Source organism: Streptomyces sp. NPDC002680 (assembly GCF_042889145.1).
Classification (GTDB): domain Bacteria; phylum Actinomycetota; class Actinomycetes; order Streptomycetales; family Streptomycetaceae; genus Streptomyces; species Streptomyces adonidis.
On sequence record NZ_JBIAQP010000013.1, the window covers coordinates 156,655 to 171,074 of the forward strand.

Annotated in this window: 12 protein-coding genes; 9 read left to right on the top strand and 3 right to left on the bottom strand. The window is 70.2% G+C overall.

All coding sequences use genetic code 11. From position 1 onward, the window contains the following. Positions 1-24: 24 nt before the first annotated feature. The gene (locus tag ACFYXF_RS31790; RefSeq protein WP_389354821.1) at positions 25-909 is read right to left on the bottom strand and encodes an amidohydrolase family protein; all 885 of its coding nucleotides are present in this window, start codon (positions 907-909) and stop codon (positions 25-27) included. A gap of 2 nt (positions 910-911) precedes the next feature. Beyond that, the gene (locus tag ACFYXF_RS31795; RefSeq protein ID WP_389354822.1) at positions 912-1,829 is read right to left on the bottom strand and encodes an SDR family NAD(P)-dependent oxidoreductase; all 918 of its coding nucleotides are present in this window, start codon (positions 1,827-1,829) and stop codon (positions 912-914) included. Positions 1,830-2,054: 225 nt separating this feature from the next. Between ACFYXF_RS31795 and ACFYXF_RS31800 the strand changes: the two genes are divergently transcribed. The 9 genes from ACFYXF_RS31800 (at position 2,055) to ACFYXF_RS31840 (ending at position 13,334) form a co-directional block, all read left to right on the top strand. Then, a complete protein-coding gene (locus tag ACFYXF_RS31800) occupies positions 2,055-2,480 on the top strand; it encodes a MarR family winged helix-turn-helix transcriptional regulator (protein WP_389355093.1) in 426 nt (141 codons plus the stop codon). A gap of 134 nt (positions 2,481-2,614) precedes the next feature. Continuing rightward, positions 2,615-3,955, top strand: a complete 1,341-nt coding sequence (locus tag ACFYXF_RS31805) for an MFS transporter (RefSeq protein WP_389354824.1) — start codon at positions 2,615-2,617, stop codon at positions 3,953-3,955. Next, complete coding sequence (locus ACFYXF_RS31810; RefSeq protein ID WP_389354825.1) at positions 3,952-5,334, top strand: alpha/beta hydrolase family protein; 1,383 nt, start codon at positions 3,952-3,954, stop codon at positions 5,332-5,334. Before ACFYXF_RS31805 ends, ACFYXF_RS31810 begins: the two co-directional genes overlap by 4 nt. After that, a complete protein-coding gene (locus tag ACFYXF_RS31815) occupies positions 5,331-6,074 on the top strand; it encodes an IclR family transcriptional regulator (RefSeq protein ID WP_389354826.1) in 744 nt (247 codons plus the stop codon). The genes ACFYXF_RS31810 and ACFYXF_RS31815 overlap by 4 nt, the downstream gene beginning before the upstream one ends. A gap of 152 nt (positions 6,075-6,226) precedes the next feature. Continuing rightward, positions 6,227-7,447 carry a sensor histidine kinase gene (locus ACFYXF_RS31820; protein ID WP_389354828.1) on the top strand — a complete coding sequence of 407 codons (1,221 nt, stop codon included), beginning with the start codon at positions 6,227-6,229 and terminating at the stop codon, positions 7,445-7,447. Positions 7,448-7,451: 4 nt separating this feature from the next. Next, positions 7,452-8,120 (top strand): response regulator, encoded by a 669-nt coding sequence (locus ACFYXF_RS31825; protein WP_389354829.1) that lies wholly within the window; start codon positions 7,452-7,454, stop codon positions 8,118-8,120. Between the two features lie 105 nt (positions 8,121-8,225). Next, complete coding sequence (locus tag ACFYXF_RS31830; RefSeq protein ID WP_389354831.1) at positions 8,226-10,355, top strand: MMPL family transporter; 2,130 nt, start codon at positions 8,226-8,228, stop codon at positions 10,353-10,355. Between the two features lie 171 nt (positions 10,356-10,526). After that, a complete protein-coding gene (locus ACFYXF_RS31835; RefSeq protein WP_389354833.1) occupies positions 10,527-11,774 on the top strand; it encodes an Ig-like domain-containing protein in 1,248 nt (415 codons plus the stop codon). Between the two features lie 168 nt (positions 11,775-11,942). Next, the gene (locus ACFYXF_RS31840) at positions 11,943-13,334 is read left to right on the top strand and encodes a glycoside hydrolase family 16 protein (protein ID WP_389354835.1); all 1,392 of its coding nucleotides are present in this window, start codon (positions 11,943-11,945) and stop codon (positions 13,332-13,334) included. 70 nt (positions 13,335-13,404) lie between these two features. On the opposite strand, the gene ACFYXF_RS31845 is transcribed toward ACFYXF_RS31840, so the two are convergent. Continuing rightward, positions 13,405-14,316, bottom strand: a complete 912-nt coding sequence (locus ACFYXF_RS31845; protein WP_389354836.1) for a helix-turn-helix domain-containing protein — start codon at positions 14,314-14,316, stop codon at positions 13,405-13,407. Between the last annotated feature and the right edge of the window lie 104 nt (positions 14,317-14,420).

Sequence of the window (14,420 nt, forward strand, 5' to 3'; positions counted from 1 at the left end):
GAGATACGAGTTGCGGAGCTGTGGCTATGGCTTGGTGAGCCCGAGCAGGCGGGCCGCGTTCTCCTTGAGGATCTTCGGCCGGACCTCGTCCTTGATCGGCAGCTTCTCGAAGTCGGCGAGCCAGCGGTCCGGGGTGAGCACCGGGTAGTCCGAGCCGAAGAGGACCTTGTCCTTGAGCAGGGTGTTGGCGTACTGCACCAGCTGCGGCGGGAAGTACTTCGGCGACCAGCCGGAGAGGTCGATGTGCACGCCCGGCTTGTGCGTGGCGACGGCGAGCGCCTCGTCCTGCCAGGGGAAGGAGGGGTGCGCCAGGATGATCTTCATCTCCGGGAAGTCCGCGGACACGTCGTCCACGTGCAGCGGATTGCTGTACTTGAGCCGGATCCCGCCGCCTCCCGGCACCCCGGCCCCGATACCTGTCTGGCCGGTGTGAAAGAGCGCGATCGTGCCGGTCTCCTCGATCACCTCGTACAGCTCGTACGCGATCGAGCGGTCGTTGGGGAAGAAGCCCTGGATGCTGGGGTGGAACTTGAAGCCCCTGACTCCGTACTCCTCGACCAGCCGCCGGGCCTGCTTGACGCCCGCCCGGCCCCGGAAGGGGTCGATGGAGGCGAAGGGGATCAGCACGTCCGGGTTGGCGGCGGCGGCCTCGGCGACCTCCTCGTTCGGGACGGGCTCGGTGCCGGTCGCGGACTCGGCGTCGACCGTGAAGATCACCGCGGCCATCTTCCGCTCGCGGTAGTACGCGGCGGTCTCCTCCAGGGTCGGCTTCCGCTTGCCCTCGACCTTGAAGTAGGCCGACGAGGCGTCGTGCAGGTCGTCGTCCAGGGACGAGGTGCCCTTGGAGGAGATCTCGGCGTGGGTGTGGACGTCGATCGCGACGAGTTCCTCGACGTTGAGGTTCGCCATGGTTACGCCTCCGGGAACTTGGGGGCGGGGATGCCCACCGACTGGAGTTCGGCGCCGACCGAGGTGGACCAGGTGTCGGCCAGGGCCTCGGGGGTCCAGCCCCCGTCGGCGTACGCCGTCCTGATCTCCTGCGGATGCGACCAGAGTGCCACCTTGTCTCCGCCGATGCCGATGGCCTGGCCGGTGATGCCCCGGGCGGCCTCGGAGGCGAGGAAGGGCACGAGGGCCGCGCAGTCCTCGGGGGTGCCGAAGCCCTCGCCCTTGCGCAGGAAGGCCGGGAACGGCTCGCCGTTCTTCAGCGCCTCGACGTAGGGCGCGAAGGCGGGGATCGTCTCGGTCATGGCGGTGGCGGCCACCGGCACGATCGCGTTGACGGTGATGTTCGCGCGGCCCAGCTCCATCGACCAGGTGCGGGCGAAGGCGGCGATGCCGGCCTTGGCGGCGGCGTAGTTCGTCTGGCCGAAGTTGCCGCGCTGCCCGGCCGGGGAGCCGACCAGGATCAGCGTGCCGCCCTCGCCCTGCTCGCGCATGCGTACGGCGGCGGCTCGGGCGCAGGTGAAGGTGCCCTTGAGGTGGGTGGTGATCACCGCGTCGAAGTCGTCGTCGGTCATCTTCCACAGCACCTTGTCGCGCAGGATGCCCGCGTTGGTGACCAGGATGTCGAGCCGGCCGAACTCCTCCACCGCGCGGTTCACGAGCCGCTCGGCGGCCTCGGTCGTACCGACCGGAACCACCTCGGCGACGGCGGTGCCGCCCGCCGCGGTGATGGACTTCACGGCCTGCTCGGCCACGGTCTCGTCGATGTCGTTGACGACCACGGAGGCGCCGGCGGCGGCGAGAGCGTGCGCGTAGGCGAGGCCGAGGCCACGGCCACTGCCGGTGACGACGGCGACCTTGCCGGTCAGATCGATGCTGGGCACGAGGTGGTCCCTTCACATGGGGTGCGGCTTCACAGAGGGTGCGGCTTCGAGATCGAAGTTAGGAGCAATAATTGTTGACGTCAATAGTTGTTGCCATCAGACATGTGCGTCATGCTGAAATCAGCACATGGAACCGCCCCGCCCGGGGCCTCGACGAGGGAGCCCGCCATCGCACGCCAGCAGGACGTCCAGAACCCCGCCTCGATCGACGCGCACGAGCCGTGGATGCGCGGGCTGCACGGGGACACCGGCTATCTGCTCTACCGCCTCGGCCTGCGCTCGGGTCAGCTCTTCAACTCCTTCCTCCAGGAGTCCGGCCTGCGGCTGCGCCACTACGCGGTGCTGCGCTTCCTGAGCACCGCCGAGGGCACCCTCCAGCGCGAGCTGAGCGCGCGGCTCGGCTACGACCCGTCCGCGATCGTCGGCCTGGTCGACGACCTGGAGAAGCAGGGCTTCGCCGAGCGCCGCCCCTCCCCCGACGACCGCCGCAGCCGGATCGTCGTCCTGACGGAGGACGGCCGCGCCTTCCTCCGGGACACCGACGAGGCCGGCCAGCGCGTGACCAACGACCTGCTGGGCCCGCTCGACCAGGCCGAACGGGAATCCCTGCACACCCTGCTCCAGCGGATCGCGGAGGACGGGCTCGGCTGATGCGAGTGATGCGGGGGAACTAATGTTGTGCAAGTTATTGACTGCCGCACAACTGATGCCTAACTTCACCCGGGCACCGGTTCGATCCCCACACCGGTGACGTCCCCCACGGCATCGGCACCAGGGAGCACCCCGTGCAGCCAACCCGCTCATCCGACATCAGGGAGCTGCGCCGCGTCGCGCTCTCCGGACTACTGGGCACCACCGTCGAGTTCTACGACTTCCTCGTGTACGGCACGGTCGCCGCGCTCGTCTTCGGCGAACTGTTCTTCCCGCAGGCCGACCCGGCCGTCGGCACGATCGCCGCGTTCGGGACCTTCGCCGCCGGCTATGTCGCCCGGCCGCTCGGCGGCATCGTCTTCGGCCACTTCGGCGACCGGCTCGGCCGCAAGTCGATGATGCTGCTGACGATGACCCTGATGGGCTGCGGCAGCTTCCTCATCGGACTGCTGCCGACGTACGACGCGATCGGCGTCTGGGCCCCGGTCCTGCTGGTCGCCCTCCGCGTCGTCCAGGGCCTGGCGATCGGCGGCGAGTGGGGCGGCGCGACCCTGATGGTCGTCGAGCACGCCGAACACACCCAGGGTTCCCGGCGCGGTCTGTGGTCCAGTTCCACCCAGCTCGGCGCCCCGCTCGGCTCCGTGCTCTCCGCCGGAGTGGTCACCCTCGTCGCCACGCTCCCCGACGACCAGTTCCGCTCCTGGGGCTGGCGCGTACCGTTCCTGCTCAGCTTCGTGCTGCTGGGCGTCGGCATGTTCGTCCGGCTGCGGGTCGCGGAGAGCCCGATGTTCGCCGAGGGCGGGCGGAAGCGGTCCGCCACCCCTCCCATCCTCGATGTGCTGCGCCGCCCGAAGCCGGTCCTGCTGGCCTGCTGCGTCGGCATCGGCGCCTTCACCGCCCAGTCGCTGCTGACCGGCTTCATGATCTCCTACGCCACCGGCATCGGGTACAGCCGGCCACAGGTCCTCACCGCGGTGACCATCGCCTCCTGCGTGGCGCTGGTCGTCCTGCCCACCGCCGCCTCGCTGACCGACCGCGTCGGACGCCGTCCGGTGGTCCTCGCCGGAGCCGTCGCCTCGGCCGCGCTCGCCTTCCCCGTCCTCGCGCTGGTCGACTCCGGCTCGCCCGGACTGCTGATCCTCGCGCTCGTCCTCGGTCACGGCATCGCCCAGTCCACGATGTACGGACCGCTGGGCGCCCTGTTCTCCGAGATGTTCGGCACCGAGGTCCGCTACACGGGCGCCTCGCTCGGCTATCAGGCGGCGACGCTGGTCGGCGCCGGCTTCTCGCCGCTGATCGCGAGCAGCCTGCTCGCCTCGAACGGCGGCGGCAGTACGCCCGTCTCGCTGCTGCTGTGCGGCGGCGCGGCGATCACCGCAATCACCGTCTGGCGGATGCGCGAGACGAACACCGACACGCTCGACTCCCCCACGCTCCCCCAGGAAACCCCCACGCCCGAAGGGATCCGCCCGTGAACTCCCGTGTGCTCGCCGTCCTCGCGGCAGCGTTACTCGCCACACCCCTGTTCTCCGCACAGGCCGCCACAACAGCAACCGCCGCCGAACGCGTGGAGGGTCAACTGCCCTCCGGTGCCGCCTACTTGATGGAGATGCCGGCCGACTGGAACGGGACGGTGCTCCTGTTCAGCCACGGCTACCGCCCCGCCGGCGCCCCCAACCCGGCCCAGAACACGCCGAGTTCGGACGTACGGCAGCAGCTGCTCGACTCCGGGTACGCGCTCATCGGGTCGTCGTACGCGACGACCGGGTGGGCCGTCACCGACGCCGTGCCGGACCAGCTGGCCACGCTCGACCTGTTCACCGCGCGCTTCGGCGAAGCCCGGCGGACACTCGCCTGGGGCCAGTCGTACGGCGGCTTCGTGACGACCGCCCTGGCCGAGCGGCACGCCGACCGCTTCGACGGCTCGCTGTCGATCTGCGGTCTGGTGCAGGGCGGGGTCGCCAACTGGAACAGCACGCTCGACCCGGTCTTCGCCCTGCGTACGCTGCTCGCCCCCGACTCGGGCATCCAGCTCACCGGATTCGCCGACCAGGCCGCCGCCCAGTCGGCCGCCGGGGCGCTCGCCACGGAGGTCACGGCGGCCCAGCAGACGCCGGAGGGCCGGGCCCGGATCGCGCTCGCCGCCGCGCTGCACAACATCCCCGGCTACAACGACGCCTCGCAGCCCGTCCCCGGCCCGACGGACTGGGCCGCCCAGCAGGCCAACCAGTACGCGGCGGTCTCCGGCCTGATCCGGCTGCCCGCGTTCGGCTGGCGCCAGGAGGCGGAATCCCGGGCCGGCGGGAACCCGTCCTGGAACACGGGCGTCGACTACACCCTGATGCTGCACCGGTCCTCGGTATACAAGGAGGTGACCGAGCTGTACAAGGAGGCGGGACTCTCGTTGCGCGACGACCTGAAGACGCTGAACAAGGCCCCCCGGATCACCGCGGACGCCAAGGCGAAGACGTGGATGACCCGTACAAGCGCGTTCACGGGCCGCCTCACCGATCCCCAGCTGAACATCCACACGACCGGCGACGCGCTGATCCCCGTACAGGCGGAGAGCGCGTACCGGCGAGCGGCGACCAAGGGCGGCTCGGGCGCGCTGCTGAGCCAGGCCTATGTCGACGGCCCCGGACACTGCACGTTCACCACCGGCGAGACCGTGGCCGCCGTACAGGCCCTGGAGGACCGCCTGGACACGGGCCGCTGGAGCACGTCGACCGCCACCCTCAACTCCCGCGCGGAGCAAGCGGATCCGACAACAGCGGGCCGCTACGTCACCTACCGCCCGACGGAGTACCCCCGCCCGTACGACGTAGCACGACCCCCGGGAGCTGCCCGCCCATGACCACCCGCTCCGCGCCCGACCGGCTGCTGTCCGTGCTCAGCGCCTTCGACCACGAGCACCCCGCGCTGTCCCTCACGGACATCAGCCGGCGGGCCGGGCTGACCCTCACCACCACCCACCGCCTGGTGGGCGCCCTCACCGACTGGGGCGCCCTGGAGCGGGACGAGGCCGGCGTCTACCACGTCGGCCTCCGCCTGTGGGAGGTAGCGGCACTCGCCCCACGCGGCCTGGCCCTGCGCCAGATCGCCCTCCCCTATCTGGAGGACCTGTACGAAGCGACGCACGAGAACGTGCAGTTGGCGGTGCGGGACGGCGGCGAGGTCGTCTACATCGAGTGGCTGTCGGGCCGTTCGGCGGTCGGCGTACACATCCGCGTCGGCGCCCGCTGGCCCCTGCACGCCACGGGCGTCGGCCTGGCCCTGCTCGCCCACAGCGACGCCGATGTCCAACAGGCCTACTGCGAGGGCCCGTTGACCGCCTTCACCCCGCACACGATCACCGACCCGGCCGAACTCCGCCGAGTCCTGGCCGAAGTCCGCCGCACAGGCGTGGCGATAAGCAGCCGCCAGGTCACCGACGACGCCCTCTCGGTGGCGGCCCCGGTACGCGGGCAGACCGGCGGGGTGGTCGCAGCGGTATCAATCGTGGTCCCCCAATCAGACGCCCAGGTACCGGTGTTGGTCCCGGCGGTAAGACTGGCGGCAAGAGGCATCTCCCGAGCCCTGGGCTGGCGCCCTTGAGGGAAGGGGCGAAGCCCCCCACCCGATAGGGGCGCGGGGAACTGCGCGACAAGCCCCCACCGAACCCGCAGCCAAAATCCCCCACACCGGCGAGGACACACCCACGAACCCCCAGCGATACTGACCCGGCCCCTTGCCCCGAAGGAGCCGACATGCCCCCACCCACCTGGACCTCATCGGCCCTGGCCCGCCTACGAACAGCGAACCCCTACGCCGTCGATGCCGCCCTTGCCGCACTGGTCCTCTTCGCCGCCTCCCTCCAGTGGATGTTCCCCGACGAGGGCGACGACCGACTCACCTGGCAGGGCTGGCTCCTCGCCGCAGCCACCGCACTCCCCCTGGTATGGCGCCGCCGAGCCCCCTTCGCGTGCGCCTGCGCGGTCTCGGTGGCCACCCCGGCGATGGCCGTCTACCACGCGCCACCGCCCGACGTGGAGTACGCCGGCCTCGTGGTCCTGTTCACCATGGCCTCCCAGGCCCCGCCCTGGCAGCGCCGCTCCATGCTCGTGGGCTGGGTGACCGGCGGCATCCTGGTCATGCAGCACAAGGAGAACGCTCTTCCCTTCGAGTACGCCTTCCATCTGACCAGCCTGGGCTGCGCGTACGGCCTCGGAGTACTGACCCGCGTGCAACGCGCCTACACCGCCGCCGTGGAGGACCGCGCCCGCCGACTCGAGCGGGAGAAGGCCGCCGACACGGCGCGGGCCCGCGCCCAGGAACGGGCCAGGATCGCCCGCGACATGCACGACATCCTCGCCCACGCGGTGAGCCTGATGGTCGTACAGGCGGAGGCCGGACCGGTCGTCGTACGCAGCGATCCGGAACGCGCGGAGGCTGCCTTCGACGCGATCGCCGGGGCCGGCCGGGACGCGATGCGGCAACTGCGGCTCATCCTCGGGGTGTTGAAGGAGGAGGAAGAAGAGGGGCGGGAGAGAACGCGGAACGGGAACGGGCGCCACCTCCCACAACCCGGCATCGCATCCCTGCCCACCCTCATCCAGCAAGTACGGGACTCCACCGCTCTGCGCACCGAACTGCTCACGACAGGCACCCCCCACCCCCTCCCCCCGGACACGGAGGTGGCCGCCTACCGTGTGGTCCAGGAAGCCCTGACCAACACGGTGAAACACGCGTACGCTGCGAGCGCGCGGGTCGAACTCGACTGGGGGGAGGACGAGTTGAAGCTGACGGTGACGGACGACGGCCGTGGCCCGGACCAGGACGCGCACGACAGCGGCCACGGTCTGATCGGCATCCGGGAACGAGCGTCCGCGTGCGGAGGCAGCGCGACCGCGGGCCCCGGCCCGGACGGCGGCTTCCGCGTCGTCGTCCACCTGCCGACCGCCGGGGACCGGCAGACGGCCCCGGGGTGACGCGATGAGCATCCGGGTGGTGGTCGCCGACGACCAGGAACTCGTCCGCAGCGGCTTCAGCATGATCCTGGAGGCGCAGCAGGACATCGAGGTGGTCGCGGAGGCCGGGGACGGCGCCGAGGCCGTCGCGGCGGTCGTCCGCCACACCCCCGACGTCGTCCTCCTGGACATCCGGATGCCCGGCATGGACGGCCTGGAGGCGGCACGCCGGGTGTGCGCCCAGTCCACCTGCAAGGTCGTCATGCTGACCACCTTCGACCTCGACGAGTACGTCTACGAGGCCCTGTACGCGGGCGCCAGCGGCTTCCTCCTGAAGGACGTACGCCGCGACGACCTGGTCCACGCGGTACGCGTGGTGGCGGCCGGCGACTCCCTCCTGGCCCCCACGGTGACCCGCCGTCTGGTCGCGGACATCGTCCGCAGCCGCCGAGAGAAGGCCACCGCCGAGCCCGTTCCGCAGCGCCTGGAGGTTCTCACGGGCCGCGAGGAGGAGACGTTGCGGCTGCTGGCCCGCGGCCTGTCCAACGCGGAGATCGCGACGACCCTGTTCGTGAGCGAACACACCGTCAAGACGCATGTGAGCAACGTACTGAGCAAGCTGGGTCTCAGGGACCGGGTGCAGGCGGTGATCTGCGCATACGAGACGGGGTTGGTGGCGCCGGGCTCCCCCTAGGGAGTGAGACGGACCTCCACCTCCCTCCTGCGGGTGAGCCCCCGAAACCCCTCCCCCCGGCGATCCCCCCAACCCCCGCCCGGCAGCAGCCTGTTCGGTGACGCCATGTCCACCGATCCCGTGGGAGGGACCGTGCTCGCCACCGTCACCCGGGCGACAACTCGCCGCCCGCTCACCGTAATCGCCGTCTGGGTGCTCTTTCTGCTGCTGGGGTTCGGTCTCGGGACCGGTGTCTTCGGCAAACTGTCCGACGATGTTCCGGACGTCCCGGGGACCGAGTCCGAGGTGGCCGCCGCCTATCTCGACGGCGTGTCCCCGACCGGGGAGACCCTCACCGGTGTCGTCGCCGGACTCGCCGTGTCCGACCCGGGACTGCGCGCCCAAGTCGAGCGGGCCGTCGCCGAGTTGCGTGCCGTCGACGGTGTCGCCGCCGTGCCCGATCCGTATGTCACCGAAGGGCTCGTCGCCGAGGACGGGCGGGCCGTGATCATCCCCGTCACTCTCAAGAGCGGGCTCGACGACGATGCCGAGGACTCCGTCATCGACTCGGCCGTAGATCGGATCGAGGCGATCGACGCGCCCGAAGTACATGTCAGCGGCGGTCCGTTGCTGGGGAAGCAGTTGGGCGGGCAGGCGCAAGAGGACGTCAAGAAGGCCGAGTTGATCTCCCTGCCGGTCGTGCTGGTGCTGCTGTTCCTCATCTTCGGCGGGCTGCGGGCCGCCGGGCTGCCCCTGTTCGTCGCCGTAAGTGGCATCGCGGGCGCGTTTCTCGCGCTGTTCCTCTTCAGCCAGGTCACGGACATCTCCGTGCACGCCATCCAGGTGACGACCATGCTGGGACTCGGACTCGCCGTCGACTACGCCCTGTTGATGGTGGTCCGGTTCAGGGAGGAGCGCCGGCACACCGACGACATCGTCGAGGCCGTGCACCGAACCGTCACCCGCGCCGGGCGGACCGTGCTGTTCTCCGGGCTCACCGTCGCCGTCTGTCTGACCGGGCTGCTGATCTTCCCGAGCACCTTCCTGCGCAGCATGGGGCTTGCCGTGGCCGCTGTGGTCGTCGTCGACATGCTGGCCGCGCTCACCCTGCTGCCCGCCCTTCTCACCCGGTTCGGTGCCAAGATCGCCCCGGCCAAGGTGCGGGCCGACGGTGAGGAGGGCAAGGTGTTCGCCCGGCTCGCCACCTTCGCCACGCGCCGTCCGGTCGCCGTGCTCGTGGCGGTCGTCCCCGTGCTGCTCGTCCTCGCGCTGCCCGCGACCGGGATGAGGATCAACCTCGGGGACGCGACCCAGCTGCCGACCAGCAGCGAGGCACGGCAGTTGCAGGACACCGTACGGGCGCACTTCCCGCCCGGTGTCGGGGTCACGCCCATCACCGTCGTACTGAAGCCGGGCGCCGACCCCGCGACCGCCGACCGGATCACCGCCCTCTCGCCGACCACTCAGAGCCGTTCGCTTCCCGGCGGGACGACCGTGCTGGAACTCCAGCCGAGCGGCAGCGTCGACGGGAAGGCCGCGACCGATCTCGTCGAGCGGATCAGGGACGTACGCGGTGCCGAGCCCGTACAGGTCACCGGTCCAGCCGCCCAGTTGGTCGACTTCCGGGAGATGCTCGCCGGCCGGGGGCCCTGGGCCGCCGCCACCGTCCTGATCGGCATCTTCGCGCTGCTGTTCGCCTTCACCGGGTCGGTGCTGATCCCGCTGCGGACCATCGCCACGACCCTGCTCAGCCTCGGTGCCGCGCTCGGTGTGGTCGTCTGGGTGTTCCAGGACGGGCATCTGGCCGGGCTCCTCGGCTCCGAGGGGCTGGGCTCGCTCAGCCTGACCGCGCCGCCGCTGATCATCGCCATCGCGTTCGGGCTGGCGATGGACTACGAGCTGTTCATCCTGGCCCGGATGCGCGAGGCCCGCGCCCAGAGCGGTGACGACCTCGATGCCGTGGTGACCGGGCTGCGCCGCTCCGGCCGGGTGGTCACCTGCGCCGCGCTGCTGCTCGCCGTCGTCTTCGGCGCCTTCATGACGGGCGGCTTCGCGCCCATCCTGCAGATCGGGCTCGGGCTGACGCTGGCCGTGCTGATCGACGCGACGATCGTACGGATGCTGCTGGTCCCGGCGACGATGGCGCTGCTGGGACGCCGGGCCTGGTGGGCGCCGCCGCCGCTGCGCCGCCTGCACGACCGGTTCGGGCTGCACGAGGAGGCGCCGGCCCCGGAGCGGGTGACGGCCGACGCCTGAGCCCCCGGAGCGCGGGGCGGTCCCTGGCCAGGGACCGCCCCCTTGGCGCGCTCCGGCGTCCTTACCTGAATCTCAGACGGCGAGCCCCCATTTCAAAGAACAAACCCATACAGACAGCGCACCATGCACGCGCAGCATCGATCACTCCTGGTCGTTTCAGAAAGGCGTGCCGTGGGCGTTCCGCACATATCGAACCCGTCCGAGCCGAGCGGGCAGGGGCCTGCCAACTGGTCCCGACGCGGGATCCTCGCCGCCCTCGGTGCCTTTCCAGCCGCCGCCGTGCTCACCGGCTGCAGCAGCTCCGCCGACGCCTCGGCGGCGACCAGGGCGAGCGCGAGCGCCTCCGCGAAGGCCGCCAGGAAGGCTGTCGTCACCGTCACCCCGGCCGACGGCACCCAGCACGCCGACTTCGCCGCCCCCGTCGAGGTCACCGTCACCGACGGCACCCTCGCCTCCGTCACGGTCACCGGCGGCGACGGCAGTGTGCTGGCCGGGGCCCTCGACGCGGCCCGTACGAAGTGGACGTCCACCGGGAACCCGTACTCGGGGACGACGTACAAGGTATCGGCGCAGGTCACCGACGCCGCCACGCACACCGCGACCTTCACCACCGCCTCGCCGTCCGCGACCTTCGTCGGGTACTTCACGCCGGAGGCCGACTCCACCTCCGGCGTCGGTATGCCGGTGTCGATCAACTTCACGGAGGCGGTCACCGACCGGGCCGCCGTCCAGAAGGCGATCACCGTGACCGCCGAACCGGCCGTCGAGGTGGTCGGGCACTGGTTCAGCGACACCCGGCTGGACTTCCGCCCGGAGACCTACTGGGCCGCCGGTACGAAGATCACGCTCGGGCTGCGGCTCAAGGACGTCGAGGGCGCGGACGGGGTCTACGGCACCCAGTCCAAGGACGTCACCTTCCACATCGGCCGCGAGCAGATCAGCACGGTCGACCTGGCGGCGAAGACCATGACCGTCCAGCGGGGCGGCGCGACCACGGCCACCTATCCCGTCTCCGGCGGCGACGCCGAGCACACCACCTGGTCCGGGATCATGGTGATCAGCGAGCGGTTCAAGCAGACCCGGATGGAGTCGTCGACGGTCGGGCTCGGCGACGAGTACGACATCTCCGACGTCCCGCACGCCCAGCGCCTGACCACCTCCGGCACCTTCGTGCACGGCAACTACTGGGCCTCGACCTCGGTGTTCGGCAGCACCAACACCAGCCACGGCTGCGTCGGCCTGCACGACACGAAGGGGGCGAACGACACCTCGGTGCCGGGCTACAAGTTCTACGACAGCTCGATGCTCGGGGATGTCGTGATCGTCAAGAACTCGGGCGAGGTAACGGTGGACCCGGCCAACGGCCTCAACGGCTGGAACCTGTCCTGGGCGGACTGGGAGGCGGGCAGCGCGGTTTAGCACGTATGCGGTGTTCATGACGTGAACTTCCGTACCCGGAAAGGACTTTCCCTGCTTTAAGTCTTGACGGCCCCGGTACCGGAGAGCACATTGGGCCCACTTTGAGAGCGCTCTCAAGCGTTCTCAAGGACACCCGCGCTCACTTCTCCGTACCCGAGAGGCACCCCCATGAGTGAAACCTCCGGCATACCCAGACGGCGACGGGCTCTCGTCGCCGTCCTGAGCACCCTGGGTCTGGCCGCCGTCGTGGCGACGGCGGCCACCCTCCCCGCCGACGCCTCCGCGCCCACACCCCCCACCGGCTGGACGCAGGTCTTCGTCGACGACTTCAACGGCACTGCCGGGACCGGCGTCTCCACCACCAACTGGCAGTACGCGACCGGGACTTCGTACCCCGGCGGCCCCGCCAACTGGGGCACCGGCGAGATCGAGACGATGACGAACAGCACCAACAACGTCTCGCTCGACGGCGGCGGCAACCTCCGCATCACCCCGATCCGCGACTCCGCGGGCAACTGGACCTCGGGCCGCATCGAGACCAACCGCACCGACTTCCAGCCCCCGGCGGGCGGCAAGTTGCGCGTCGAGGCCCGTCTCCAGGTACCGAACGTCACCGGGGCGTCCGCGCTCGGCTACTGGCCCGCGTTCTGGATGCTGGGTGCGCCCTACCGGGGCAACTACCAGAACTGGCCGAGCGTCGGCGAGCTGGACATCATGGAGAACACCCAGGGCCTCAACACCATCTGGGGCACCATGCACTGCGGCACGAGCCCGGGCGGCCCCTGCAACGAGACGACCGGCCTCGGCGGTACGACCACCTGCTCCGGCACCACCTGTCAGGCCGGCTTCCACACGTACAGCATGGAGTGGGACCGCTCGGTGAGCCCGGAGGCGATCCGCTTCTACGTCGACGGCACCAACTACCACACGGTGACCGCGAACCAGGTCGACGCGACGACCTGGTCGAACGCCACGAACCACGGCTTCTTCATCATCCTGAACGTGGCGATGGGCGGCGCCTTCCCGGCGGCGTTCGGCGGCGGCCCCGACGCCAACACGGTCTCCGGGCGCCCGATGGTCGTCGACTACGTCCAGGTGCTCCAGTCGACCAGCGGCGGCGGTGCGACCACTCCCCCGCCGACCGGCTCCCGGGACGCGTACAGCGCGATCCAGGCCGAGTCGTACAACAGCCAGTCGGGCACCCTCACGGAGACCACCACCGACACCGGCGGCGGCCAGAACATCGGCTCGCTCGCCAACGGCGACTGGGCGCTCTACCAGGGCGTCAACTTCGGCTCCACGGCGGCCACCCAGTTCGTCGGCCGGGTCGCGAGCGGTGCGGGCTCGGGTGTGAGCGGGCTGGTCGAGGTGCGTCTCGACAGCCGTACGAACACCCCGATCGGCAGCTTCTCGATCGGCAACACGGGCGGCTGGCAGAGCTGGCGGACGGTACCGGCGAACATCAGCTCCGTCACCGGCACCCATGACGTCTATCTGACCTTCACCAGCGGCCAGGCACAGGACTTCGTGAACGTGAACTGGTTCAACTTCGGTCACTGACACGGAGGTTGTACGAGCGTTGACGGAGGGGCGGGCCGCCAGGTCCGCCCCTCCTCCCTTTCCGTCTCCCTCAGCGCAGCTCCGCCCGGAACGCCACCGGCGTGGTCCCCGTGTGCAGTTGGAAGAACTTGGAGAAGTTCGCCGCGTCGGGAAAGCCGACGGCCACGCCCACCCGCCCGATCGGCAGGGACGTATGGGCCAGCAGCCGCTTCGCCTCCAGGACCACGCGCTTGTCGATGAACCCCTTGGGCGTCTCACCGGTCGCGGCGCGCACCGCGCGGACGAGGGTGCGCCGGGAGTAACCGAGGGCGTCGGCATACGCGCTGACGCTGTGATTGGTGGCGAAGCCCTTCTCCACCGCGTCCCTGAACAGGGTGAACGTGGTGTCCGTCCGACCGCGTGCCGCCTCCGCCGAACTCGTCGCGAGATGGGACAGGCGCAGCAGGAACGCGGTGAGGGAGTGGCGCAGTACCGAGGTGTGCACGCCTATCGGAAGGGTCGCCGTGTCCTCGTACTCACGGCCCAGTTGCGCCAAGGCCGCCTGCAGACCCACGAGTTGGGGAGCGTCCGGGCGCAGCAGCGGCGGCAGGTCGTAGCGGTAGAGGCCGGTCGCCTCGACGGTGGCACGGGGCAGGAAGCCGGGCTGCATGGTGAGGACGGTGCCGTGGTACTCGCTGGTGCGGGAGAAGCGGTGGACCTGACCCGGGCGGATCCAGAGCAGGTCGCCCGCCGTCACCTCGTACTCGGCGAAGTCGATCATGTGGGTGACCGGGCCCTCGTCGAACAGCATCACGACGTGGAAGTCGATGCGGTGGACGCGGTCGAGCGGGGCGTCCTCGTGCCAGGTGCGTTCGGGTGACATCGGGCCGACCTGCATACCGACGCCCAGGACGCTCAGCCCGACCGGAAAGGGAAACGTCCTGATGCCGTCGCCGTCCCGGAGAGTGTCCCGGCCGGTGTCTTGGATGGTTCTGTCCGCCATGTCCTTCTCTTGCCGGCTCGACCCCGCTGTCCGTGTCCCACTTTCACCAAAGGGTGACACACAGGCACCTGGCCCCGTAAAAGTCAGACTTTTAAGTTTGAACA

Bases quoted from the DNA above. Each gene is read 5' to 3' on its own strand.
- ACFYXF_RS31790 (WP_389354821.1), bottom strand. From the start codon at position 909: ATGGCGAACCTCAACGTCGAGGAACTCGTCGCGATCGACGTCCACACC.
- ACFYXF_RS31800 (WP_389355093.1), top strand. From the start codon at position 2,055: ATGCGCGGGCTGCACGGGGACACCGGCTATCTGCTCTACCGCCTCGGC.
- ACFYXF_RS31815 (WP_389354826.1), top strand. From the start codon at position 5,331: ATGACCACCCGCTCCGCGCCCGACCGGCTGCTGTCCGTGCTCAGCGCC.
- ACFYXF_RS31820 (WP_389354828.1), top strand. From the start codon at position 6,227: ATGCCCCCACCCACCTGGACCTCATCGGCCCTGGCCCGCCTACGAACA.
- ACFYXF_RS31825 (WP_389354829.1), top strand. From the start codon at position 7,452: ATGAGCATCCGGGTGGTGGTCGCCGACGACCAGGAACTCGTCCGCAGC.
- ACFYXF_RS31830 (WP_389354831.1), top strand. From the start codon at position 8,226: ATGTCCACCGATCCCGTGGGAGGGACCGTGCTCGCCACCGTCACCCGG.
- ACFYXF_RS31840 (WP_389354835.1), top strand. From the start codon at position 11,943: ATGAGTGAAACCTCCGGCATACCCAGACGGCGACGGGCTCTCGTCGCC.
- ACFYXF_RS31845 (WP_389354836.1), bottom strand. From the start codon at position 14,316: ATGGCGGACAGAACCATCCAAGACACCGGCCGGGACACTCTCCGGGAC.